This window comes from Okeania hirsuta (assembly GCF_003838195.1).
Lineage (GTDB): Bacteria > Cyanobacteriota > Cyanobacteriia > Cyanobacteriales > Microcoleaceae > Okeania > Okeania hirsuta.
The window spans coordinates 34,777-61,031 of record NZ_RCBY01000005.1 but is presented as its reverse complement, the minus strand read 5'-3'; the positions used below and the strand labels follow the sequence as shown (position 1 = coordinate 61,031).

General features: G+C 34.1%; 15 protein-coding genes and 1 pseudogene. 4 read left to right on the top strand and 12 right to left on the bottom strand.

Annotation, left to right across the window (positions count from 1 at the left end; genetic code table 11):
• The first annotated feature begins 890 nt into the window (after positions 1-890).
• Positions 891-2,471, top strand: a complete 1,581-nt coding sequence (locus tag D5R40_RS01715; protein ID WP_375339359.1) for an NAD(P)H-quinone oxidoreductase subunit N — start codon at positions 891-893, stop codon at positions 2,469-2,471.
• Positions 2,472-3,477: 1,006 nt separating this feature from the next.
• Here D5R40_RS01715 and D5R40_RS01710 read toward each other — a convergent pair.
• The 7 genes from D5R40_RS01710 to remA all read right to left on the bottom strand — a co-directional run bounded on the left by D5R40_RS01710 (position 3,478) and on the right by remA (position 13,464).
• Positions 3,478-3,915 carry a hypothetical protein gene (locus D5R40_RS01710; RefSeq protein ID WP_124144480.1) on the bottom strand — a complete coding sequence of 146 codons (438 nt, stop codon included), beginning with the start codon at positions 3,913-3,915 and terminating at the stop codon, positions 3,478-3,480.
• 1,768 nt (positions 3,916-5,683) lie between these two features.
• Positions 5,684-8,065: an ATP-dependent helicase gene (locus D5R40_RS01705; protein WP_124144481.1), complete on the bottom strand. Its 2,382-nt coding sequence runs from the start codon at positions 8,063-8,065 to the stop codon at positions 5,684-5,686.
• 383 nt (positions 8,066-8,448) lie between these two features.
• The gene (locus D5R40_RS01700; RefSeq protein WP_124144482.1) at positions 8,449-9,552 is read right to left on the bottom strand and encodes an ATP-binding protein; all 1,104 of its coding nucleotides are present in this window, start codon (positions 9,550-9,552) and stop codon (positions 8,449-8,451) included.
• A 743-nt stretch (positions 9,553-10,295) separates the two neighbouring features.
• Positions 10,296-10,874 (bottom strand): hypothetical protein, encoded by a 579-nt coding sequence (locus D5R40_RS01695; RefSeq protein WP_124144483.1) that lies wholly within the window; start codon positions 10,872-10,874, stop codon positions 10,296-10,298.
• A 642-nt stretch (positions 10,875-11,516) separates the two neighbouring features.
• Positions 11,517-11,939 carry a hypothetical protein gene (locus D5R40_RS01690; protein ID WP_124144484.1) on the bottom strand — a complete coding sequence of 141 codons (423 nt, stop codon included), beginning with the start codon at positions 11,937-11,939 and terminating at the stop codon, positions 11,517-11,519.
• Between the two features lie 632 nt (positions 11,940-12,571).
• On the bottom strand, positions 12,572-13,123 hold the full coding sequence (gene gmk / locus D5R40_RS01685) for a guanylate kinase (RefSeq protein ID WP_124144485.1): 552 nt from the start codon (positions 13,121-13,123) through the stop codon (positions 12,572-12,574).
• An 86-nt stretch (positions 13,124-13,209) separates the two neighbouring features.
• Complete coding sequence (remA, locus tag D5R40_RS01680; protein WP_124144486.1) at positions 13,210-13,464, bottom strand: extracellular matrix/biofilm regulator RemA; 255 nt, start codon at positions 13,462-13,464, stop codon at positions 13,210-13,212.
• Positions 13,465-14,360: 896 nt separating this feature from the next.
• On the opposite strand from remA, the gene D5R40_RS01675 reads away from it, so the two are divergent.
• Both D5R40_RS01675 and D5R40_RS01670 read left to right on the top strand, forming a co-directional pair.
• Positions 14,361-16,109 carry an Rqc2 family fibronectin-binding protein gene (locus D5R40_RS01675; protein WP_124144487.1) on the top strand — a complete coding sequence of 583 codons (1,749 nt, stop codon included), beginning with the start codon at positions 14,361-14,363 and terminating at the stop codon, positions 16,107-16,109.
• Positions 16,110-16,759: 650 nt separating this feature from the next.
• Positions 16,760-17,563: a phosphoadenylyl-sulfate reductase gene (locus tag D5R40_RS01670; protein WP_124144488.1), complete on the top strand. Its 804-nt coding sequence runs from the start codon at positions 16,760-16,762 to the stop codon at positions 17,561-17,563.
• 294 nt (positions 17,564-17,857) lie between these two features.
• Here the strand turns inward: D5R40_RS01670 and fghA are convergent, their stop codons facing one another.
• Both fghA and D5R40_RS01660 read right to left on the bottom strand, forming a co-directional pair.
• Positions 17,858-18,706: an S-formylglutathione hydrolase gene (gene fghA, locus D5R40_RS01665; protein ID WP_124144489.1), complete on the bottom strand. Its 849-nt coding sequence runs from the start codon at positions 18,704-18,706 to the stop codon at positions 17,858-17,860.
• A gap of 514 nt (positions 18,707-19,220) precedes the next feature.
• Positions 19,221-20,328 (bottom strand): annotated as a pseudogene (locus tag D5R40_RS01660) (S-(hydroxymethyl)glutathione dehydrogenase/class III alcohol dehydrogenase).
• 1,247 nt (positions 20,329-21,575) lie between these two features.
• Between D5R40_RS01660 and D5R40_RS01655 the strand changes: the two are divergent.
• Positions 21,576-23,327 carry an NAD+ synthase gene (locus D5R40_RS01655; RefSeq protein ID WP_124154166.1) on the top strand — a complete coding sequence of 584 codons (1,752 nt, stop codon included), beginning with the start codon at positions 21,576-21,578 and terminating at the stop codon, positions 23,325-23,327.
• A 939-nt stretch (positions 23,328-24,266) separates the two neighbouring features.
• Here the strand turns inward: D5R40_RS01655 and D5R40_RS01650 are convergent.
• From D5R40_RS01650 to D5R40_RS34370, 3 genes are all read right to left on the bottom strand, one after another.
• The gene (locus D5R40_RS01650; protein WP_124144491.1) at positions 24,267-25,100 is read right to left on the bottom strand and encodes an urease accessory protein UreD; all 834 of its coding nucleotides are present in this window, start codon (positions 25,098-25,100) and stop codon (positions 24,267-24,269) included.
• Between the two features lie 208 nt (positions 25,101-25,308).
• Positions 25,309-25,482 carry a hypothetical protein gene (locus tag D5R40_RS34375; protein WP_161564907.1) on the bottom strand — a complete coding sequence of 58 codons (174 nt, stop codon included), beginning with the start codon at positions 25,480-25,482 and terminating at the stop codon, positions 25,309-25,311.
• A 194-nt stretch (positions 25,483-25,676) separates the two neighbouring features.
• The gene (locus D5R40_RS34370; protein ID WP_161564907.1) at positions 25,677-25,850 is read right to left on the bottom strand and encodes a hypothetical protein; all 174 of its coding nucleotides are present in this window, start codon (positions 25,848-25,850) and stop codon (positions 25,677-25,679) included.
• Between the last annotated feature and the right edge of the window lie 405 nt (positions 25,851-26,255).

Sequence of the window (26,255 nt, the reverse complement as noted above, 5' to 3'; positions counted from 1 at the left end):
CCACAAGGGTTTCAAGACTTATGGGTAAGGTATACCGTCTACACCAGGGTCAATTTATTGTCACTAGTGCCGCTACGCGGAAGTTAAAAATCAAAAGTCAAAACTTTTTTTTTGACAACTTCAGTAGTTTTACTTAGCTAAATTGATTTTTTCTCCTTTCTCCCCTGCTCCCTGCTCCCCTGCTCCCCACAAGGGTTTCAAGACTTATGGGTAAGGTATACCGTCTACACCAGGGTCAATTTATTGTCACTAGTGCCGCTACGCGGAAGTTAAAAATCAAAAGTCAAAAGTCAATCATTTTTGATTTGTAATTGTTTTCGGATTTTGTAACTGGTCAGTTATTTCCGCCATCCTGCACTAGAGAAAAAGGGAGTGGGGAACCCACCCCTAACCCCTAGGGTCAATTTATTGTCACTAGAGAAAAATTGTATACTTTGAAATTTCGTACATCTTGCTAGGATTAGTTAACCAAAAATATAGAGTTAAGGACTTACGGAAAGACACTACATATAGTATATAAAAACTATAGCACTATGGTATATATAGTGTTTTTACCATGATAATGCGTAATTCCTGGAGTTGTAAATATTCTCTGACGACAAAGAATTAGCTCTGGCCGTCTACACCTTGTTTACAATTGGTTGGGGTTTGAGTCCCCATCCGTTTTTTCTTCCTTCCTCTCTTGGTGCGCATTCCCTTGCGTCTATCGCCGACGTGGGGTCGCACCGCTTCTTCCTTCTTCAATAATTTAGAAAACATTTGGTTTTTTCTTCCTCACCTAATAAAAAACCAAAAAATCTCTGGATACACGCTACAATCCTCTACTGTAAAGGATTATTAATCAGTCAAAATTCTTAGTTACTTACACAAAAAATTTCAAATTATCTAACATGATAGATTTCTCTAACATTGCGGCGCAACTTAACGCAGGCACTATCCTTCCAGAAGCAATAGTTATAATTACCCTACTTGTAGTTCTCGTTGGAGACCTCATAGTAGGACGTACTTCTGCTAAATGGACTCCCTACGCAGCCATAGTAGGTCTATTGATCGCTATTGTGGCCTTATATACTCAATGGGACAGTACAAATACCATCGGTTTTTTGGGAGGCTTTAATGCTGATGCCCTCAGTGTAGTATTTAGAGGTATCATTGCTCTGTGTGCAATTACCACCATATTGATGTCGGTGGCATACATAGAACAAACTGGGACTCCACTAGGAGAATTTATTTGTATTCTGCTCACTGCTACTTTGGGGGCAATGTTCCTTTCTGGAGCAGATGAGTTGGTGATGATTTTTGTTTCTCTGGAAACCCTGAGTATCTCCTCTTATTTATTAACTGGTTATACAAAACGTGACCCTCGCTCCAATGAAGCAGCATTAAAATATTTACTCATTGGCGCTGCAAGTTCGGCCGTTTTTCTCTATGGCATCTCCCTTCTCTATGGTTTGTCTGGTGGAGAAACTCGGTTAACAGCGATCGCCTCTAGTCTTGCTGATGGATCGAGTGGCGGTGTTTCACTAGCTTTAGTTATTGCCTTAGTATTCGCGATCGCTGGTATTTCTTTCAAAATTTCTGCTGTCCCTTTTCATCAATGGACTCCGGACGTATATGAAGGTTCTCCTACTCCAGTTGTGGCCTTTCTCTCAGTGGGTTCTAAAGCGGCTGGTTTTGCTCTAGCTATTCGTCTTTTGGTGACTGCTTTTCCTTTAGTTTTGGAACAGTGGCATTTTGTATTTACTGCCCTTGCTGTATTGAGTATGGTATTGGGTAATGTGGTTGCTCTGGCCCAAACCAGTATGAAACGTCTACTTGCTTACTCATCTATTGGACAAGCAGGTTTTATTATGATTGGCCTTTTGGCGAATACTGAAGCTGGTTACGCTAGTATGATATTTTATCTGCTAATTTACTTGTTTATGAATTTGGGTGGTTTTACCTGTGTGATTCTATTTTCTCTCCGTACAGGTACAGACCAAATTAGTGAATATGCAGGGTTATATCAAAAAGACCCGTTATTAACTTTAGGGTTAAGTCTTTGTTTGCTTTCTTTAGGTGGTATTCCTCCACTAGCGGGTTTCTTTGGCAAGATTTATTTATTTTGGGCAGGTTGGCAAGCTGGATTGTATTGGTTAGTTTTGTTAGGATTAATTACCAGTGTTGCTTCTATTTACTACTACATTCGTGTGGTGAAAATGATGGTGGTAAAAGAACCGCAAGAAATGTCGGATGTGATTAAAAATTATCCTCCTATTCGTTGGGATATTTCGGGTATGCGTCCTTTACAAGTAGGGTTGATTTTGTCTGTTTTAGCAACGTCTTTAGCTGGAATTTTATCTAATCCTTTGTTTACTTTGGCTAACGATACTATTGTTAAAACTCCTATGTTGAACTCGGTTTTAGTTCACACTGTTGAAACTAATTCGGTAGCTAGTCAACCAAGTTTTTCTTTGTCGCAAAATAATTAGTTCTGATTCTGTTGATTTACTAAAAGTAAGAAATGTTCGACTGGTTGTCGAGCATTTTTTCTGTTCAATAGATAGGTCGAATTGTTTTTATTTAAGTAGAATACCAAACTGGAGAGTACAAAGTTCTGCTAAAAAACAGTTGGCTCTCAAGATTGAAAGTGTTACTGGGAAAGGTTTACAGTACCTACTGTTGTGAATGGAGAATTTTTAACCTTGAGTCCGTGAAACCCTTGACTAGCAATAGTTATTCCCAGAACTTTGCACTGTCTAGTACCAAAGATTTTTATTTAAAGGCAGAAGTTATATCCCCATTCCAAATTCCAAAGTAGAAAAAATTATACATGGGAAAGATTAGTGATATCATGTCCGTTTAATTAGTGATAAAAAACTTTCTTCTTCTGTTCTTCTTTTTTCCTCCTATATGGGCGTTTGCTTGCCCATAACTATCGTTAACGCCACTACTCCTGACTCCTGATTCCTCGGTCGTTATTTATAAGTGTTCAAACGGACATTATATGAGAGGAAAGCAGCAAAAAAAACTATTTATTTCACTTAGCTTATAGCAGAAGAAAGAAGAAGTAAGAAGGAAAAATCTTGCGTTGTTTGGGTTTTAAGCTTTTGATATGTCCGCGATCTTTCCTTTGACTGCTATAACAACCTATTTCTTGGCCTTATAAGGGTTCTCATATTAATGGGGTAGAGTATTTTTTTCTCTTCACTTATTCTCTGTTCCCTTTCCAAAAATCGGCATACATAGCCTAAATTATTAACAGCTTACTAAATTTTTTGTATCTAAAATATTACCTAATTTTCAGGAAATTCAATAGGTAATATCAAGTTCAGTTATCTATTTATCAAGATATTTAGAGTAGAGGATAGTTATATTAGACATAAGTATTTTAGCGGGTTGAATTTATGCCTTTATTTCAACCTACCTCTACATAAAAGTATTCTAGAAATTTTTAACCATTTCAGAATTTTATTAAGAAAACTGAGTAACGGAAAACTATGCTAGAACTTTTAGAGCTTCTGGTTTCAGAATAACTTGAACTCCTGATTCAACTTTAACGTGCCACATACCGTTTGGTAATTGATTTAGCAACTCTACAGCTTTACCTCGGTCTTCTTCTAGTTCTGGACTTGGTGAATCAACTAAAATAACTGTTGTTTTGGTTGACTCTTTTGATGGTATTAAATTAGCAGATAAAGAGGAGTTTAGAGAGGGAGAGTCTTCTGAGAGAGTTGCTAACTGCATTCTCAGTTTGGTTAGTTTATTTTGCAGTTCTTGATTTTCTTTTTGATATTGTTGTGATTGTTCTGTTAGTTCTTGATTTTCCTCGGTTAATCTTTGAACTTCTAGTTTTAATCTCTGAACTTCTACACATTCATCGATACTAATATTACAAGCTTTAGCTATAACTTTTTTTATTAGGGGGCTGTACATAACTTTTCAGTAAATAAATTAGAGTAAATTGTTTTTATGGAGAGAGAAGTTATTCTTTTTCCTAGCTTCTCTTAACCTTCTATTATCATCTTCTATTTTTCCCATAGAGTATGTGACCCCTTATCTGGTTTTAATGTGATTAAAATCACTATAAAAATTATGAGTTAATTATGGGATAAATTTCCAGGATAATAAACTTGATAGTTGATAGTAATTAATACTTACATAAATTTGTTTTTTGAGTTAAATTGAAGTATAACTACTCAAATTTTTTATTGTTTTACTTAATTCAGGAGGGTGAGTTAAGTAGATACGCATAATGTATTAAAAAAGCCTATCTCATCAATAATTTATTGATCCCCTCTACTCTAGAAGTTGAAAAGATTCTCACATATACTATCTGCTTTGTCAATATAATTTTGGAAATAGGGTTTTTATTCTCAATGTCAAATCAACTATATTAAATATTACTACTTCCTCTTTTTATATATGGTCAGTTGATATATTTTATTTATAATTTTGTGAACGCTTACTTTTAGATGTATGATTGAGAAAATCTAGCATTTACGGTAAGAGTAAGATAGGTCAAATTTTTATATTTTCTCCCAAAAGCAATAAATTTTAATTTTTTTTGATAAAAGTTAATCAGGAAAGAAAGAAAACTTTTAATGTACACCTAATTGTAGGAATTATAAATATTTATCCAGAATTTATGTGAGTGGGGAATTGCTATAGTGAAACTATATTAAATATGACTACTTCCTCTATTTATATATGGTCAATTGATCTGTTTTATTTATAATTTTGTGAACGCTTACTTTTAGATGTATGATTGAGAAAATCTAGCATTTACGGTAAGAGTAAGATAGGTCAAATTTTTATATTTTCTCCCAAAAGCAATAAATTTTAATTTTTTTTGATAAAAGTTAATCAGGAAAGAAAGAAAACTTTTAATGTACACCTAATTGTAGGAATTATAAATATTTATCCAGAATTTATGTGAGTGGGGAATTGCTATAGTGAAACTATATTAAATATGACTACTTCCTCTATTTATATATGGTCAATTGATCTGTTTTATTTATAATTTTGTGAACGCTTACTTTTAGATGTATGATTGAGAAAATCTAGCATTTACGGTAAGAGTAAGATAGGTCAAATTTTTATATTTTCTCCCAAAAGCAATAAATTTTAATTTTTTTTGATAAAAGTTAATCAGGAAAGAAAGAAAACTTTTAATGTACACCTAATTGTAGGAATTATAAATATTTATCCAGAATTTATGTGAGTGGGGAATTGCTATAGTGAAACTATATTAAATATGACTACTTCCTATATTTATATCTGGATATCTGGTCAATTGATCTGTATTTATTTATAATTTTGTGAACGCTTACCTTAAGATATATGATTAAGAAAATCTAGCATTTACTTATAAGAGAAAGATAGGTCATTTCAGTTATCAGTTATCAGTTATCAGTAAAATTTTTATATTTTCTCGCAAAAGCAATAAATTTTAATTTTTTTTGATAAAAGTTAATCAGGGAAGAGGGAAAACTTTTAATCTACATCTAAATTGCAGGAATTATAAATATTTATCCAGAATTTATGTGAGGCGCTAATTATAGCAGTCTCAGGAAAGGTTAGGACAGATAAAAAGCTTAAAAATCAGACAATGTCAGATTTTTCCTTCTTTCTTCTTCCTTCTTTCTTCTTCCTTCTTCCTTCTGCGATACTATAGTGAAACTCTGTTTTGATGCTTTAAAATTTATCTGAAACTATCAGGAAACTCAGCCTTTAAAACAGGTAAAACTGGGCAAGGTTTTTGCTCCTGTAAATTGTCTGGTTTATTCCAAGTAAAAGGAGCTAACTTAGCAGCAGACATCCACAACAAACGTTTTGCTCTAGTCATAGCCACATATAGTAACCGAAATTCCTCTGCGGTCTTCAAATATTCTGCCTGTTTCCAAGCAGTAGAAATATCTGGTAAATCTTGTCCTTGTAAACTGGCGCGAATTTGTGCCCTTGCCACTTCAGCTAAGTCAAATTCTCCCAAAAAACTTACCTGGGGCAAAACTCGTAAATTACCAGGAATTATATTTTCATGTAAAAAAGGTAAAAAGACATAATCCCAATCTAAACCTTTAGCTTTATGCATAGTAATAATAGTAAGTTGCTGAGGGCGAGTATAATTTTTCTCTGCATCTTCATCCACTTCAACAGGTTCAAATCTCTCGGAACCTACAATTTCACTTAAAACTTCTAAAATAGAATTCATCGAACTATTATCAAAAGTTTGTTTAGCAACTCTTTCTGCTAACTTATCCGCAGTTGCTAAATCTGATTGTTGATAATTTAAAGCTAAAGCAAGAAAAGAAATTAATTGATACAAAGGTAATTCTGATTTTGCCCTGAGTAAAGTACGACAAAAATCACGACATTTACGCACCTTTTCTGATTGATAAGGATCGAGAGGTCCTGGGTAAAGAAACTGTTCTGGTTGAGAGGCAAAAACATTATAATCTTGCTTAGGAATTAAACGTCGATCGCCCAAAACTTTCAAAGCAGATTTTAAATAATCTGGAGAATGAGGGCGGTCAATAAATTGCATTAATGCCAATATTTCTGCTGGAATTTGAGAGTGACGCGCTCCTTGAGAAACATCATGTATTGAAATATTTTGTTTGCCTAAATCAATATCTATTCCATATTTTCCCGGATTAGAAAAAGTATCTGTAATAAATTTACCTTGTTTATTTTCTCGTACTAATACAGCAAAATTACCTTTTGGATTTTCTTGAAATAAATTAATTATCCGTTTACCCATCAACTCAAGTGTTTGGTAAATATCTCGGGGTTCATATATTTCTAAACCACCACCAGTAGCTGAAGGATTATCATTTGCCAGATGAATATTTTGGTCTCGAAAAGGTTTTTCTATTCCTGTTAATTCTGAATTATTTACCCATTTCAATACAAAATTAGCTGCATCTATAATTTTTTGACAACTACGACCTGCTTGTTCCATAGTCGCCAACTTATTTAATTGTTCGCAGTCTTCACAAAATTGCCGAAAATCTATTGGGTCTGCTGGAGTAAATGTGGAATTAATTGCTTGATTTGGGTCTCCAACACGCATGAGGTTGAGATTATTTAATTTTGATAATTTATGTTCTTGATAAATCCCATTATTTTCTGAATTACTATCATCATTTTCACTTGAATGAGCCAGTTTTTTTAAAAGTTTAGTTTGCAAGGGGGTAGAATCTTGAGCTTCATCTTCAAACACTGCAAAAACTTGATTTTGCCACATTTTTCTAGCACCTTCATTTTCTAATACCCGCAACGCTGCTAAAATCATTTCATCATAGTCAATTAATTGATTTTCCCTTAATGTTTCCTGATAGATTTGATATAAATTAGCAGCAATAGTCACAACTTGATAATGGTCATTAATTTTGTCTCGTAATTGCCATAAATCTTCTGGTTTAAGACCAGAACTTTTTGCTTGTTGAATTGCTTTCCAAGCTAATTGAGGTAAAACTTCAGTGCGTAAAACTGATTGCCTTCTTAAACGTTCAGTTTCTTCTCCATCAAATTGAACTCCTTCAATTAAAAGTTGATAATGTCTAGGATTTTTGGCAATCCAATTTTCTACACAAGTACGAGTTATTCTGTTGCTTGGAGTGGGAAGAATTAAAGTACTATTTTCTAAATCTAACTCAGATAATTCAGGATGACGTAGGGCAATACTTAAAGCCAAACCATGTAAAGTATGAACAATGAAACTGCCTTGAGGTAAAGATAATTCCTTTAAATGTTTGCGGATTTTAGTTTTAATATTACTAGCTGCAGAACGGGTAAAAGTAACAACAATTAATTGACGATTACTATGTAACTGATAACGAGCGATCGCTAAAGCTGCTGCTGCTGCCATACCATAAGATTTTCCTGCCCCAGGAACTGCTGAAACTGCTAAAGGTCCTCCTTGCCAGTCAGCCATTTGTTGTTGCCCAGGTCGTAAATTGTCACGAATTTGTTGAATTGTTTTTTCTCTTAAACTTGCTAATGATAAGTCAATTTCTGTATTTTCAGTATTCGTTTTAATATCAGTATATGGAGGCAAATTATTATTGAAATCGTCAGTCACCTTGTTTTAAATCAAAAGTTAAAAATTAAAATATAGGGTTTCTCAAGTTACTGAGGAACAGTTGTTTTTCTTATTTTCTATTCCCTACCCCCTACTCCGTTTTAAATCAAAAGTTAAAAATTAAAATATAGGGTTTCTCAGGTTACTGAGGAACAGTTGTTTTTCTTATTTTCTATTCCCTACTCCCTACTCCCTACTCCGTTTTAAATCAAAAGTTAAAAATTAAAATATTACCGAAAAATTGTGGGTATGTGCCTCCCCTTTTAAGGGGATAAAAAAAGAGCATATTCGCCAAGGTCAAGCTTCCTTATTGCAGAGGTACTGATAACTGATAACTGATAACTGAAATGACCAGTAAATATTTAAGTTTATTTTTGCCGAATTCAATCTATTTTAGCTAGGGGAAAATGAAGATAAAAAGTTGTACCAGTAGAAGGACTTGATTCAAAGAAAATCTTCCCATTATGGGCATCAATAATTGTCTTAACAATAGCAGTTCCCAATCCAATACCACCCTGTTTTCCATAACTTACAAAAGCTTCAAATAATTTATCCTGAATTTCTTGAGGAATACCAGGACCATTATCTGAAAAAGTAATTTCAACTAATCGATCTTTTCTTCTAGCTCTGATTTCTATTTTGCCTTCAGATTTATCCAGAGCTTCTACAGCATTAGATAATAAATTTTGTAAGACACGGTTAATCTTATTTTCATCAGCATTTATGATTAAACCCTCTTCCACAGAAACTATCAATTCTACAGAAGAAAAATCAATATAGACCTGGTTTAACTTAGCAAAATTTTGTAAGAGTTTAGCAATATCAATTAACTGACAATATAATTTTGTATTCCCCTGAGAAAAAGCAAGCACTTCTTCTGCCATATTTAACATTCTCTGAACTTGCATTGAAATTAGATCGCACCATTCTTGACTCTCTTGATCGGGATGGAGTTCTTTTAACATTGAACTTGATAATTGAATACCAGTAAAAGGACTTCTAAAATCATGAATAATAGTATTTACCATCTCTCCAATCAAAGTCATTTTCTCTTTATAAGCTAATTGATTGACATAATCAGTCGTCACGGTTCGCAATCTTTGAGATAAAAAACTTAAGATTTGTAAGACTATATCTCCTTTTGTATTAGCTAATATCTCTGTTATGGATTCATAGTAAATTTTCGCCAAAACTGTTTCCTTAGATGTAACTACCCTAGCACTTCTTGGCTTTCTATCTATAATCCCTAACTCTCCCAAATAACCATTAGATTTAACAGATGTAATCACAACATAATTATTCCCTTCACCACTCCTTTTACTAACTTCTACTTCACCTTCTAGAACTAAAAATAAAGAATCTGAATCATCACCTTCTTCAAAAATAATCTCTCGGGGATTAAATTTTTTAATAATAGCAATCTGGGAAATTTGTGCAGCTTGCTCAGGTTCAAAATAGCGAATAAACTGATGTGATTCTAGTTTCATTTTGTAGGGGGATATAGTATGTCTTTCGGTTAGGTAGTCTTGGTGATAATGGATGAATTTATCATAAAAAATATTCAGTATCAAAAGTTGTCAATCCTATGACACAACAAAATTTTGAGGCAAAAGAGATAGATAAATCAACATTCATAACTTTATTGATATTGAGCTACAGCACAAAAGCTATACCCTATATTTTTACTGATATCTTTTTATTACTAATCAACTAGATAGGAAAAAAAGCTATCGCTTTAGCTATAGCTAAAAACTCCTAAATTTTATAATAGTAAATATTTTGATTCAGCTAGTTTGCCATCGCTTTTATTAGTTGTCGCTTCATCAAATTTATTTGACTTGACAATCAATATAGGATATGTACTAAATTGATTACTAAGTTTATTTTCAAATAGTACTATTTTTTATGTGAAGTCCGGAATAATAATTGTCCCCAGATGAGGTAAAATAGAGTTTAATATCAAATCTATTAAACAAGCCTAAACTTACCTCCTAATTTTTCCCTCTATCCAAGACTCTATTATAAATTACATATTGATTAGTCCTGTTAGAGATGAAGAGTTAACAACTGTTGACTAAAATCTGTAAAAAGTTATGGACATCATCTTGAGAATTGCCCTGGAGAAACGACTTGAGCTCCAACGGCCTCAATTACACTAAAATGAATAATGCCACTAATCTTAATATAGTGGCATTACAGACCTAATTATAGAGTTTTTTATGGGCTAAAATTACCACAGTCCTCTTACAGGAGGAGGTTGTGGGACAGGTCTTGTAATAGGAGGGGGTGGCTGAAGTGGTGGAAACTCTAAGGAAGGAGGACCCTGGAAATTGTATGTTGGTAACTGAACTTCTACCCGTTCATAGTTATAATCTGGGATGACTTTAAAAAAGTCTATACAACCACAAGGGTCTTCAGGATCGTCATTCTTTTTGCCCACAATTGCATAAACCCGCATTCCAGGTACTAGACCTGCTATTTCCATCGTATGTCTAGGAGAAAAAAATAGAGTTCGTAGTTGACCACGTTCCTCTTCAGGAATTGTGACATAAGTGGGTTCACCATCATTAGGTGCAATGCCAGGAATGCCTAATTCTGCTTCTTCATCTACTAGAATTGTGACTACATTACCGATAATACCTTTAACATAACCGACAATCTCCATTTGATTTGCTCCCCCTGCTCTAGTTCTTTCCCTTTGGGCAACTTTCTCATTTTCAGGAGCAGCGATCGCCGGATAAATTGTTCCAAATGTAATTAATATTGACAAGCAACCACTTGCCAAATTTGTATATTTTGGAAGACGCATGACTACCTCACCAAATTTTGTCTAAGTGTCTAAGTTAAAATCTGTTTTCACGGGTTTAACTGGACAGTGATTAATTGATTGCTTATTTTTATAACAACCTCGTCAAGAGGATACCACCAACGCTTATTTTTGGCAAGTAAGCTTACTTTATATGTAGTGTAGAATTTTTTCTGTTATTGCAATTGAGATTAACAGGCAAACTATTTGTATTACTTTCATTGAAAATATCTAGATATAGCCTCTGTTTCATTTACCAGAAAATAGGTTTATTAATTTGCAAATTAATCTTAATCTTGCCTTGAAGCAATATAACAACCCTAGATTTTGGTTCTAATATTTTAGTATGGGTAATATAGTCATCAAGTTCTTAATTATAAAAGACTTAGAGATAAATTTTTTATTGATCAGGATTTCAGATTTCCTTTTTCTATAAACTATGAATCTATATATTATATCTTTATATCTAGAATATCTATAAAAAAATTACTAACAATATAGCAACCATATTGTGATTTTCATATTTTAGTTCGACTCAGCCAATATATTTTTGGGGAACTACTATCGATAGTACTTCTATTCATAATTAATTTGCAGTATTTTTGTGATTAATTGTCATACAACTTTACTCCAAAATATTAGTAATTACTGATTAGCATTTTCTCCTGATTTAATTTTTTTTTCTTCAGGCATATATTCTTCAATATTAATAGATGCTATTCCCTTAGATTCGACCAACTCAAACATTGACCCTAATTGTACCCAGATCAACAAGGCAGTTGGAAACACGACTATTGCACCTATGACAATAGATAACCATTCAACAATATTAAAGATAGAAAGACTAGCTGATACAGATAAAAAGATAAATAAAGTCATGCTCAAATAAGCAGTAATAAGATTAGGTGTTTGATAACCTATTTGCTTTTGAGAGACTTTGTTTTTCAGCCATAGTGTTAATTTATACTCCAACATATCTTTAAAAATAATTCCCAAGACAATAGAGAAAAATAATGTTAACTGAATGACTGTGTAGACAGGAAAATCAAAAAAAGTATTACTGTACATTTTGTTTAACCACAAATATTAACATTTGTAAATCATATCATATTTGTAGTGAGAAAGAAGACACAAAAAAATTTTTAGCAAAGAATTAAAGATATAGCAGAAGCAAGAAGCAAGAAGCAAGAAGGAAAAATATTGCTTTGTCTGAGTTTTAAGATGTCTATCTGTCCTAACCTTTCTTTCTACTGGGATAATCAGAGTAAAAAAAATTATGATGAATTTTGTACCTCACGCTTCTTGGAAATTATAGCAATTCCTTAAAATAATGCTTTTTTTATTTAAAAATTCAGCTATTAAGTAATAAATCAGATTCAGTGATTTTTTTAGCAATTATTTATATGAAGTAAACATATATTATTCATTTATTATTCGTTATTCACCTAATCCGTACTCCCTGCTCTCAATAAAATTAGTAAAAATGCGTGTGATTTCGTATTATAAATAAATTAATTTCTCATTTGGCAATCCTGCAACTGTAATGGTATTAATTGAACTTAGGACAAATCACCTAATGATGTCAGTTCTAATTACCTCAGCTCCAATTAAAAGAAGGAAAATGTATTTCGGTTTCTTTCCTACTCAAAGTTTTTTCCACTTCCCCACTCCCCCACTCCCTTACTGCACTACTTATAATTTCAGTCAAATAATACTTTCTCCAAATTTTGCAAAGCAATTTCCAAATTATCATTCATTAGTTGTACATCAAACTCTCCTGCAGCTTCCATCTCTTTAATTGCCCTTTCTAGACGCTTGACGATCGCTTCTTCCGAATCATGTCCTCTATCCCGCAATCTTTTTTCCAATTCAGTCATAGAAGGAGGTAAAATAAAAATAAGCAATGCTTCTGAAAAAGTCTGTTTAATTTGTCTTGCCCCTTGTACCTCAATCTCCAATAATACTAATTTACCCTGTTTAATATTTTCAATAACTGGCAGACGTGGCGTACCATAAAAATTACCTGCAAACTCAGCCCATTCTAATAAATCTTGAGTTTCAATCATTTGTTGAAATTTATTGCGGTCTACAAAGTAATAACTTTCTCCTTCTACTTCTCCAGGTCGAGGACAACGGGTAGTCATAGAAATAGATAAAACTAATTCTGGATGACGTTCTAAGAGAGATTTTACCAAAGTCCCCTTACCTACACCACTAGGTCCTGTTAAAACAATTAATTTACCAGTTTGCATAAATTTTTATCGCAGTACAAGCGAGCATAACTAAACTTTTAGTTATTAATAACAAATTTTGGAAAATCAAACATCAATTACTACAATTAACTATCTTTATTGTTAAATATAAATCGATGTGCCACTGTCTCAGGTTGAATTGCCGAAAGAATAATATGATTAGAATCTGTAATAATCACTGCTCTGGTACGCCGACCATAAGTAGCATCAATTAATTTGCCTCTTTCCTTGCCATCGCTAATCATTCGCTTGATCGGGGCTGATTCTGGACTAACAATTGCAACGACTCTATTCGCAGAAACTATATTACCAAAACCAATATTAATTAACTGGATATCCATGACAGATTATGCAACTTATATATACAAAGTTTTTCAGTTATAGCAGCAGGAAAAAGGAAGAAGGAAGAAGGAAGAAGGAAGGTAAGCATTCAGGTCTTGGGGTTGCATTATTCTTGATTTTTTGCATACTCAGTGTTTCAAAGCTGAAAACTGTATCTAAGAATACTAAATAGTCTATAAATGAGACTAAAAGGTTTCTGGAAAGTGATAAACACATAGATATGATTATTTGTCAACCCCAGCACCTGAATAGTTACGAAGGAAGAAGGACAAATTTTCGTTGTCTGAGTTTAAGCTTTTGATATGTCAGTGCTCTTTCCTTAGACTACTATGTACAGAAGATTTCACCAAGGGTGAGATATACCCCGAAGCGGGAAAAATGCCAGCACTGGGAACATTTAATTATTCATATCTGTACTTCTTATGGGAGGAATCTGCTATAAGAAGAAAACACCTAAAAATCTTTATTCATTAAATCAGGCTTTTACATCAAGTCTAAATCTGTCATTATATAAGTAATAAATATTTATAGTTCTGAATAATTTTCAAACCTGCTCAATCAAATAATTGGGTTTATACTAAAGACTTTTATTGATAGCAGAGAAGAAGGAAAAATGGCATTGGTGAATGCGTAATGCTTTTGTCTCAAATATCTATGAACAAACTATAATTGTACCGTTCATAAATATTTAATGCCATTACCTAATCACCAACCCCGGAAAAATAATTAATCTTTATTTGTCAACTAAACTTGATATTATAATTCTCTAAATTTACATGAAAAAAGCAAAAAAAATTATTTAAAGATTGTCGCCTGAAAAATAAAAAATACTATTTTTAGACACTAAATTTATATCATAGTTTTTTCACTTTTAATTTTTAACTTAAAGCTAACTGTGCAACCTGTTGACTATACAACTCTCATAGCTTCATGTTCTGAACTCCGTGTTAAATGGCTACCAGCACGTTTAGAGCAGGTATATCAGCGCGATCGCTTTACCATTACCATTGCTCTGCGAACTCTCAAAAAACGTGGTTGGCTGGACATTTCCTGGCATCCCCAAGGGGCCCGTATTTGTATCAGTGACCCTCCACCTCGCGCCCCTGATACTTTTACTTTTAGTCAACAATTACGACATCAGCTAGGTGGACTAGCTTTAATAGCTATTGTTGAAGTTTCTCCTTGGGAGAGGGTGCTGGACTTCCAATTTGCGAAACGTCCTGGGGAAGCACCCCTATGGCATCTTTATGTGGAAGTTATGACCAAGTACAGCAATGTTATTCTGACTACTGCGGATAATTTTGTTGTTACCTGTGCCCATCAAGTGAATAGTCAACAGTCTAGTCTTCGTCAAATTCAAACTGGTCAACCTTATGAACTTCCCCCTTCTCTGACTAACCCTATTCCTAATTTGCAAGAAACGCAACAGCAATGGCAAGAAAGGATTAGTTTAATACCTGGTGTATTGTGGCGAAATTTAATTAAAAATTACCGTGGCCTCAGTAAGGCTTTAGTACAGCCAATGATTGAAGCTTCAGGACTAGACTCTCAAGAGTCTACTAATGACCTTAGTGCTTCGGACTGGCAAAAATTATTTAAAAGTTGGCAAGAATGGTTAAAAAATCTGGAGCATTCCAAATTTTATCCTGGTTGGACAGAAAATGGATACACTGTAACAGGTTGGCTAAGTGTAGAATCTGTTGATACTGTTCAGGAATTACTGAATGATTATTATACTGGACAGCTGAATCAGCAAGAGTTTAGTCAACTATATCATCAAATTAGCCAAAAACTTAAAAATATTACGGCTAAGTTACAGCTCAAGGCTGATACTTTTACCGAACGTTTACACCAGTCGGATGGGGCAGAATTGTTGCGATCGCAAGCCGATTTACTTATGGCCAATCTCCACGAATGGCGACCGGGGATGAAAGCTATTACTCTATGTGACTTTGAAACGGGGGAACCGATGGTCATCAAGTTAGACCCAGAGAAAAATGCGGTGCAAAATGCCCAAAGTCTTTATAAAAAGCACCAAAAGTTGAAACGGGCCCGTGTAGCAGTTGAACCCCTTTTAGCGACAGTCCAAGCAGAAATTGATTATTTGGAGCAAGTGGAAGCTTTTTTGTCTCAGTTAGATACTTACCAAACTCCAGAAGATTTACGCACTCTTGAAGAAATTCGGGATGAGTTAATTCAGCAAGCTTACCTTAAAGCTCCAGAACATCATCACCAAGATAATAAAAAGGATACAGAATTTTACCGTTACGAAACTCCTGGTGGATTTGAATTATTGGTTGGCCGTAATAATCGTCAAAATGATTTGTTAACTTTTCGAGTGGCGGGAGATTATGATTTGTGGTTTCATACTCAAGAAATTCCTGGTAGTCATGTTTTGTTGCGACTAGATGCTGGTGCCACACCTGATGAAGTTGATTTACAGTTTGTTGCAGATATAAGTGCTTTTTATAGTCGTGCCCGTCAGAGTGAAATAGTCCCAGTTATTTATACTAAACCTAAGTTTGTTTATAAGCCCAAGGGTGCTAAACCTGGTATGGTTGTATATAAGCAAGAACAGGTTTTTTGGGGGAAACCACAAAGGGCTGAAACCCATATTGCACAACTAATTGGGATACAAAATTAAAAATTTTTCCAAAAATTGCTCAATAGTTTGTTACAATCAGCAATATAGACATTGTGAGATATATAACCCGCAAATCGCTGCGAACTTGGGAATGCGTAGCTACTTGCTTGTTAATCTCGCAGAAATAACAACGGAAAATAATTTTTACTTAGACCTGCTTGACAAAGTTGGTCTTTTTCTTTGTCGTCGATCAAAAAAGTTATACCAAATTGATAAATGTTTGCTACAAATAGATAGGATATTCCTTAGGAATCAGGAGTCAGGAGTCAGGAGTCAGAATGAATGGCTTCAATACCATTTTTGAGGGCGTTGGTAAATAGAAAGATGAATTGAACGTGCCAAATTCTCAGCAAATGCTACAGAACTGGATCGATACACATTACTCGTTTCTTCTTAACTTTGAGCCAGAGATGTATCTGGGTAGGAATAGTCAAAACTCTCCTGGATACTAACTTATATTGATATCTATGTCATAAATAAGTTTTAGCGTTACGCTAAGTTAAGAAGATATATTATAACATCAAAAAAGCTTTTTGTAACACGAGGTAATCTGGATATATAAAACAGTATAAACAATCTCTCATTGAGGATTGCTGACAACGTATGATAAACCTTTAAAGTCTTAGTACTAATTTAGATTGGTAATAACTATGTCACAACAGAGTCTAATCACAGTCAACCAAAATGGACAATACGGTCGGCAAAATTTTACATATCCATCAAAATTGGATCTTGAGGTTGTCAATCAGGAACTTGCCCAAGCAGATGCTCATACTCTAGTTAAGTGGGGATATGCAACCTTTGGAGAAGGTTTAGTTATGAGTACCAGTTTTGGTATCCAGGCTGCTGTTATGTTACATCTAGTTACAACCGTTGTACCTGATATTCCTGTTATTTGGGTTGATACAGGATATTTACCCGCCGAAACTTATAGATTTGCTGAAGAGTTGACCGAGCGACTGAGACTGAATCTTAAAGTATATCAATCTTCAATTAGTCCAGCTAGAATGGAAGCTCTACATGGCCGACTTTGGGCTGAGAAGAATGCTGATGCTCTGAACCGCTATGACCAAATTCGGAAAGTAGAACCTATGCAAAGAGCGTTAAAAGAGTTAGGTGCTAAAGCTTGGCTAGCTGGCCTGCGGAAGGACCAAACTGACCACCGCAAGGGTCTTAACCGCATTAGTCAGCAATCGGGAATATATAAGATTTTACCTATATTAACTTGGAATGCCAGGGATATATACCAATATTTGACTGCTTACAATTTGCCTTATCATCCATTTTTCGATTTAGGTTATACCAGTGTGGGAGATTGGCATTCTAGTCGCCCCTTGACTATGGAAGATGAGAATGAACGGGATACTCGTTTTCATGGTCTTAAGCAGGAGTGCGGACTACATTTGCCTCAGACAGATGGACAAGCTCAAAGTTTAGATTCTAGTTCTTTATAATTAGGGTTTGCGTATGGAAAGTCTTTTTTCTGGGGTAGGAGACAGGAGACAGGAGACAGGAGACAGGAGGAACGGGTATGGGAGCGAGGAGGTAGGAATAAGAATTGTGAGAGTGATTTTTCTACCATAGTCAGCCGAAAATACTAGCTTTTTGAGCTTTTTGCACCTCGGAGGAACTGCGTTAACAGCTATTGCTTTTAGTTTAGGATAAAAGCTTTATTAATTGTCTTACTACAACAGTTGCTTCCCTTGCCTTTTGGTTGGGGTTTGAGTCCCCATCCACTTCTTCCTTCTTCAATTCAAAGCTTCAGCATGATATCTTATATGGTCTTCTATAAAAGATGCAATAAAATAATAGCTATGATCGTAATCTTTTTGCATTCTTAAAGTTAGATTTACTCCTTTTTTTTGACAAGCTTTTTCCAATACTTCTGGTAATAATTGTTTTTGGGATAAAAAGGGATCAGCAGTTCCTATATCAATTAAAATCGGATGACTATAACCATAATTTAAAATTAATTCACTAGCATCATAATCACGCCAGTTTTCTTGATTTGAACCTAAATAATTGCTAAAAGCTTTTTCACCCCAAGGACAACACATTGGTGCTGCAATTGGCGCAAAAGCGGAAATAGATTGATATTTTGCCGGATTTTTTATAGCACAAATTAATGCTCCGTGACCTCCCATGGAATGACCGAAAATACTTTGTTTATCTGGCTGAATTGGAAAATTTTTAGCTATGAGTTCTGGTAATTCTTTAACAACGTAACTATACATTTGATAATGCTTTTTCCAAGGTTCTAATGTGGCATCAAGATAAAATCCTGCACCTGTACCAAAATCCCAACTATCGTTCTCATTTTTAATGCCAGTATTGCGCTGACTTGTATCTGGTACGACTAAAATTAATCCATATTTGGCAGCAAATTGTTGTGCCCCTGCTTTAGCCATAAAGTTTTCTTCAGTACAGGTTAAACCAGAAAGAAAATACAATACTGGTAATGGTTTTGATTTAGCTTCGGGAGGTAAATAAATTGAAAAACGCATCTGAATATTACAGATGTAAGATGAGTGGAAATAGTAGATAACTTTGCCGCCGAAGCATTGATGTTCTTTAACCAGTTTGAGTTCTGTAGACATAATTTAATAAGTAAGAAGAATAGATTAATTTTAATTTGTAACAGGTAGTAAATGTGGTTGACTCATAGAATTTTTTGTGAGTATTGACTATTAAGTAAATCAGTCAAGTTAATGATAAAATGTAGGTGAGAAAGGAATAGATAAAAGTACATTTTCAAAACTTAAGTTTTTCTCACTAATATTGTTAATTTATTAACAAAAAAATCAGGTATTCAGCCTACTCTTAGCAAGTCAGAAGTTAGTATCAGTTATCAGTTATCAGTTATCAGTAACTTTTTATTCTTTCTCAATTTCAAAGGTTGCTTTTACCTTCTCTAAAATTAATAGCTGAAGTCCGTAGTTCCGACCCTGGAGGATAGCTAATAACTGACAGCTATTTGCGTAGTATTCCGCAGGAAATGCTTACTTCAAAAGTTAAATAGTTACCCAGGTTTTTTGTCTGTTTTTGACAATTATTAATCGGTCAGTATTGATTAGTCCTACTTTTACTTCTTCCTTCTTCCTTATTACTTATTTAAAAAGTTACAACATACGAATAGACTTACCTTCATGCATCAAATTAAAAGCATCATTAATTTTTTCCACTGGCATAAAATGAGTAATCAAATCATCAATATTAATCTTTCCTTCCATATACCAATCAACAATTTTCGGTACATCCGTACGACCCCTCGCACCTCCAAAAGCTGTACCTTTCCATACCCTTCCTGTTACTAACTGAAACGGACGAGTACTAATTTCTTGTCCCGCACCAGCTACACCAATAATTACACTCATACCCCAACCTTTATGACAACATTCTAAAGCTTGACGCATCACATTAACATTACCAATACATTCAAAAGTATAGTCAGCACCACCTTTTGTTAAATCAACTAAATAAGGAACTAAATCACCTTCTACTTCTCTAGAATTAACAAAATGTGTCATGCCAAATTTTTCCGCTAATTCACGTTTACTAGGATTAATATCAACCCCAACAATCATATCAGCACCCACCATTTTTGCCCCTTGAATTACATTTAAACCAATGCCACCTAAACCAAATACAATTACTTTTCACCAGCTTCAACTTTTGCCGTATTAATAACAGCTCCAATGCCAGTTGTTACTCCACAACCGATATAGCAAACCTTATCAAAAGGAGCATCTTTACGAATTTTTGCTACGGAAATTTCTGGTAATACTGTATAGTTTGCAAAGGTTGAAGTACCCATATAATGATGAATCATTTCACCATTTAATGAAAATCTACTGGTACCATTTGGCATTACACCACGACCTTGAGTAGTGCGAATTGCTTGACATAAATTAGTTTTCATGCTGAGACAATACTCACACTGACGACATTCTGGGGTGTAGAGAGGGATAACATGGTCTCCTGGTTTGACGCTAGTGACATTTTGTCCAACTTCAACAACGACCCCAGCTCCTTCATGTCCTAAAATGCTAGGAAATAAACCTTCAGGGTCTGCACCAGAAAGAGTATAAGCATCGGTATGACAAATTCCGGTTGCTTTAATTTCTATCATTACTTCGCCAGCTTTTGGATTTTCTAAATTAACGGTTTCTATACTTAATGGTTTACGAGCTTCAAAAGCTACTGCTGCTTTTACTTCCATGTTGATATCCTGATAAAAATGACAGGATTAATCATAGTTTATGTAAGGAGAAATAAGCAAGAATCAGGAGGATAAAAATAATGCAATAAATAGACAAATTTAAAATTTTGCCAGACAAAGATATGTGGCAATTCAAAAAGTTAGTAATGTCTATCATTGCTTCTGTTAGTTTCTTCTATAAACAGAAAAACTTGAAATTTTCGCTGAGAAGGATCTGTGGCAATTCGAGAAGTCAGTAACGCCTATAATTGGTGCTGTTAATTTCTTCTTTTTTCTTGCTGATTATCTCTTCCTTTATAAACAGAAAAGCTTGGGATTTTGAGGTGTTCAAGAGTTGCTTTTATTCTCAAAGCCAGGGTATATCTATCATGGCTGTGATAGATTGATTATTCTTTCTTTCTGATTTTCTTTTCCTGGTTCCTTTCTAGTTAGTATGAGATAAATTCTAGAAAATAATAGAGCAAATAGAAAAATTTAAAATTTTGGCTGAGAAGGAGTTGTGGCAATTAGAAAAATTAGTAATGTTTATGATTACTTCTGTTAGTTTATTCTAGAAACAGAAAAGCTGGAAATTTTGAGATAGTCAAGAGTTGCTTTTATTCTCAAAGCCAGGAAATATCTATCATGGCTGTGATAGATTGATTATTCTTTCTTGCTGATTTTCTTTTCCTGGTTATTTTCTAGTTAGTATGAGATAAATTCTAGAAAATAATGCAGCAAATAGAAAAATTTAAAATTTTACCTGAGAAAGAGCTGTGGCAATTTGAGAAGCCATAAGAAGTTCTATAGAGTAAAATTATCATCAGAGTTGACTGTAGGTAAAAACAGAAATACTTACTTATTTACTCCTATTGACCATCATGATTTTCTCCTCTACGTCGTCCTACCGATGGCTCCCCTACCTGACTCCTTATTCTGTACAGCCTCACATAAAATTGGTATTACCTCTTCCTTGCTTCCTTTATAATTAGTATGAGATAAATTCTAGAAAATAATGCAACAAACAGAAAAATTTAAAATTTTACATGAGAAAAAGCTGTGGCAATTCGAGAAGTTAGTAATTTTTATGATTGCTGATGTTAATTTATTCTTCCTTCTTCCTTTCTAATTAGAATTAGACAAGTTATTCAAAATAATACAACAATTAGAAAAATCTGTTCAAATTGGAGAAGTTAGCAATGTCTATCATTCCTTCTTTCTTCTTCCTTCTTCCTTCTTCCTTCTTCCTTTTTCCTTTTTTAATTATAATGAAAATCGCGATCGCACAACTCAATCCCACTATTGGTGATATTACAGGCAATGCAAAATTAATTTTAGAAGCTGCAAAAAAAGCTGAAAATTTAGATGCCAAATTGATGATTACTTCAGAATTATCTCTCATAGGCTATCCACCACGAGATTTATTAATTTATCCTAGTTTAATTGAAGCTGCTGCGACAGAGTTAGAAAAGTTAGCTAAAAATTTACCATCAGAAATAGCAGTTTTAGTAGGAACTGTAACTTTTAATTCTCAAGCTAATGAAATAGGAGAAAAATCATTATTTAATAGTGCGGTTTTATTAGGCAATGGAAAAGTCAAACAAATATTTCATAAAAGACTCTTACCTACTTATGATGTATTTGATGAACAACGATATTTTGAGCCTGGTAAAACTAGCGATTTTTTCACGTTAGAAATTCCTGGAAAAACCTCAGAATCTTTAGCTAAAATTGGCGTGACTATTTGCGAAGATTTATGGAATGATGCCGAATTTTGGGGAAGGCGAAATTATACTTGTGACCCAATGAAAGAATTAGCAGAAAATCAAGTTGATTTTGTCGTAAATATGTCTGCTTCTCCATATCGAGTAGGAAAGCAAAAATTGCGAGAGGCAATTTTAGAACATGGCACGAATCGTTATCAAATACCAATTATTTATGTTAATCAGATAGGCGGTAATGACGATTTAATTTTTGATGGTTGTAGTGTGGTTTTTAATAAGACTGGTAATGCGGTCTATCGAGCTAGTGCTTTTGCAGAAAATTTGGCAGTTGTTGAATTTAATCCAGCAAAAAAAGATTTGATTGTGACTAATTTTGAAAGTCTATATTTAGCAGAAAGTGAGGATGAAGAAATTTGGTCTGCTTTGGTCTTAGGGGTAAAAGATTATCTGCGTAAGTGTGGTTTTTCTAAAGTTGTTCTTGGTTTAAGTGGGGGAATAGATTCGGCTTTAGTTGCAGCGATCGCTACTGCTGCTTTAGGTAAAGAAAATGTTTTTACTATTTTGATGCCTTCTCCTTACAGTTCCGATCATTCTGTTAAAGATGCTTTGGAATTAGCGGAAAATTTGGGTATTACTAAACAAGTTATTCCTATTGGGAATTTAATGAAAAGTTATGACAATAGTTTGCAAGATTTATTTACAGGTACAAATTTTGGCATTGCTGAGGAGAATATTCAATCTCGGATTCGTGGGAATTTATTAATGGCAATTTCTAATAAGTTTGGTCATTTGCTTTTATCCACGGGTAATAAGTCAGAAATGGCGGTCGGTTATTGCACTCTTTATGGTGATATGAATGGTGGATTAGCAGTAATTTCTGATGTTCCGAAAACTCGTGTTTATTCTCTGTGTCGGTGGTTGAATCAACAGGCATTTAATAATAATCAAAATTTCTATGGAGCTGAAAATTTACTAATTACTGAACAGCAAAATATTATTCCAGAAAATATTCTGACTAAAGCTCCTAGTGCTGAGTTGAAAGAAGGTCAAAAAGATGAGTACTCTTTACCATCTTATGAAGTTTTGGATGATATTTTATACCGCTTAGTAGAAAAGTGTGAGTCTTTGGCAGAAATTATTGCAGCAGGACATGATTCAGAAGTAGTAAATAAGGTTATAAAGTTAGTGATGCGGGCAGAATTTAAACGTAGACAAGCACCCCCTGGATTGAAAATTAGTGATCGAGCTTTTGGTACTGGTTGGCGGATGCCTATTGCTAAGAAAAGTCATTTGTAGATTTGAGGTTGTCAGTTTTCAGTTTTGGCTAAAAGTTAATCTCTACTCTGATAAATAGCTGGTAAAATGCAATTAAAAAGTTATAGTCATTTTGATTGAGGTAAAAATTCATTCTGAACGCCACCAGAAAATCAAGACTCAACAGATGGCTATCCATCTCAACCTTCAAATATTGGAAAATTCATGTGGCTAATAGTTCATCTCTACTCTGATAAATAGCTGGTAAAATGCAATTAAAAAGTTATAGTCATCTTGATTGAGGTAAAAATTCATTCTGAACGCCACCAGAAAATCAAGACTCAACAGATGGCTATCCATCTCAACCTTCAAATATTGGAAAATTCATGTGGCTAATAGTTCATCTCTACTCTGATAAATAGCTGGTAAAATGCAATTAAAAAGTTATAGTCATCTTGATTGAGGTAAAAATTCATTCTGAACGCCACCAGAAAATCAAGACTCAACAGATGGCTATCCATCTCAACCTTCAAATATTGGAAAATTCATGTGGCTAAAAGTTCATCTCTAGTCTGATAAATAGCTGGTAAAATGCAATTAAAAAGTTACAGTCATCTTGATTGCAATAAAGATTCATTGTGAAAGCCACCAGAAAACAAGACTCAGGGAATGGCAATCAATCTTAACCCTCAAATATTAGGAAAGCTCATTTGGCTAAAAGTTAATTTCTAGTCTCATAGATAGCTGGTAAAATGCAATTAAAAAGTTATAGTCATTTTTATTGACCAATCAACTCATTCTGAACGCCACTAGAAAACAAGACTCCGGGGATGGCTATCAATTTCAACCCTCAAATATAAGGTTAGTTTGTTACCTTTTTCTTTCGGTGCGGAATGTCGCATAAACATAATTTTGAATTCTCCTTCTAAGATAATAAGTCAATAGCTGACTGCTGACTGCTGACTGCTGAAAGCTTACTAACTAAGACCAAACTCGTGGAGAACAACTAGGTCTTTTTAAATAAAAAATACGGAGATAATGCCAAACCGAATTAAACCAATCTTTCACATTAATTATTGACTGCCCACAATAGCGACAAATCATCCCTTTAGGAATACGAGTAACACCTACTTCACCAGACATATCAATACCTAAACTTTGCCACAAATCACGAACTTTTTTAACTACCTCTGCTGTAACAGGTTGCCCAACAAAAATGAAAGTTCCAACTACAGAATTATCAGCTAAACCCAAGAGACTATTAACCATTTCCGACCCTCCTTTTAAACATTGTCTGTCTACCCAGATAGGATAATTTTCTTGCCAAACCTCAGTATACGAACGCCAATTTCCTGCTAAAAATTTTTCCCCTCTAGCACTTCTGCCAAATCTAATAATTTCCCAACTCATCCAACTCGCTTCTACTCCTAAATGTACTTTTAAATCTTGCCGATACTCAGCACCATTAAAAAGTATTGTTGGTTGAGGGAACCATTCTAAACAAGACTGACTATGAAGGTTAATACTAATATTTTGTTGAGCAAGTTGACCATTACTACGATAAATTTTACTAGCAGCAGCAGTAGTAATTAAAGCATGGGTAGTCGGTTGTAATTCTATATTAATAGAAAGGCGATCGCCTCCTACAACACCACCAGCAGTATGTAAAATTACACTATGACAAACTTCATTTCCTTCTGGATAAAAAGGTCTTTGTATTTTTAATGGTGCTTGATTTTTGCTTGCCAGAATTTGAGTAGTATTGTGTTGCTTGCCATAAATTAAATCGAGACTACCGTGCCATTGTTTAGTCATAATTAGGATTTTTTTAGAGACTTTTTATATAGGAGAAGAAAGAAGGAAGAAGAAAGAACCGAAGTTAGAAAAATCTTACATTGTCTGAGTTTTAAGCTGTCGAGTTGCCCTAATCTTTCCTTCGACCTCTATATCCATAAATATAGAGAAAATCTTCTCATCACTTACTGTGGGATAGTCAATTTTAGTTATCACGGAAAAATGTGGCTTAGTTTGATACCCGGGTCGAAATAATTCCAGCAAAATTTTGACTTGAAAAACTTACTTCAGTCAAAGGTCTTTGTATTTTTAATGGTGCTTGATTTTTACTTGCCATAATTTGAGTATGATTGTTTTGCTTGCCATAAATTAAATTGAGACTACCGTGCCACTCTTTAGTCATGATCGAGATTTTTTTAGAGACTTTTTATATAGGAGAAGAAAGAACCGAAGTTGGAAAAATCTTACATTGTCTAAGTTTTAAGCTGTCGAGTTGCCCTAATCTTTCCTTCGACGACTATATCCATAAATATAGAGAAAATCTTCTCATCACTTACTGTGGGATAGTCAATTTTAGTTATCACGGAAAAATGTGGCTTAGTTTGATACCCGGGTCGAAATAATTCCAGCAAAATTTTGACTTGAAAAACTTACTTCAGTCAAAGGTCTTTGTATTTTTAATGGTGCTTGATTTTTACTTGCCATAATTTGAGTATGATTGTTTTGCTTGCCATAAATTAAATTGAGACTACCGTGCCACTCTTTAGTCATGATCGAGATTTTTTTAGAGACTGTTCATATCTATAATATAGAGAGAATATTCTCATCACTTACTGTGGGATAGTCAGTTTTAGTTATCGTGGAAAAAAGCGGCTTAGTCTCATACCCAGGTCGAAATAATTCAAGCAAAATTTTGACTTGAAAACTTACCCCAATAAATTGATATTGTAATTTTAAATAAGAATGAAACACTTTTTCGGCTGAAAGTATTCCAAGGCAATAAATGCTTGTCTAAATCTAAACTGAAATGACTGTAACTCCAAAATTACTGTTAAGTTTTCTAGTTAGCTTTTCTTACCCTATTACCAATTATTTAGGGTTTGCTGAAAAAGTATTTTTGTAGGAGTCAGGAGGTAAGCATTTCCTGCGGAATGCTGCGCAAACAGCTATGAGCTA

Coding starts and splice junctions, on each gene's coding strand:
- D5R40_RS01655 (WP_124154166.1), top strand. CDS start 21,576: ATGAAAATCGCGATCGCACAACTCAATCCCACTATTGGTGATATTACA.
- gmk (WP_124144485.1), bottom strand. CDS start 13,123: ATGCAAACTGGTAAATTAATTGTTTTAACAGGACCTAGTGGTGTAGGT.
- D5R40_RS01700 (WP_124144482.1), bottom strand. CDS start 9,552: ATGAAACTAGAATCACATCAGTTTATTCGCTATTTTGAACCTGAGCAA.
- D5R40_RS01690 (WP_124144484.1), bottom strand. CDS start 11,939: ATGTACAGTAATACTTTTTTTGATTTTCCTGTCTACACAGTCATTCAG.
- D5R40_RS01710 (WP_124144480.1), bottom strand. CDS start 3,915: ATGTACAGCCCCCTAATAAAAAAAGTTATAGCTAAAGCTTGTAATATT.
- D5R40_RS01650 (WP_124144491.1), bottom strand. CDS start 25,100: ATGACTAAACAATGGCACGGTAGTCTCGATTTAATTTATGGCAAGCAA.
- D5R40_RS01670 (WP_124144488.1), top strand. CDS start 16,760: ATGTCACAACAGAGTCTAATCACAGTCAACCAAAATGGACAATACGGT.
- D5R40_RS01715 (WP_375339359.1), top strand. CDS start 891: ATGATAGATTTCTCTAACATTGCGGCGCAACTTAACGCAGGCACTATC.
- fghA (WP_124144489.1), bottom strand. CDS start 18,706: ATGTCTACAGAACTCAAACTGGTTAAAGAACATCAATGCTTCGGCGGC.
- D5R40_RS34375 (WP_161564907.1), bottom strand. CDS start 25,482: ATGACTAAAGAGTGGCACGGTAGTCTCAATTTAATTTATGGCAAGCAA.
- remA (WP_124144486.1), bottom strand. CDS start 13,464: ATGGATATCCAGTTAATTAATATTGGTTTTGGTAATATAGTTTCTGCG.
- D5R40_RS01695 (WP_124144483.1), bottom strand. CDS start 10,874: ATGCGTCTTCCAAAATATACAAATTTGGCAAGTGGTTGCTTGTCAATA.
- D5R40_RS34370 (WP_161564907.1), bottom strand. CDS start 25,850: ATGACTAAAGAGTGGCACGGTAGTCTCAATTTAATTTATGGCAAGCAA.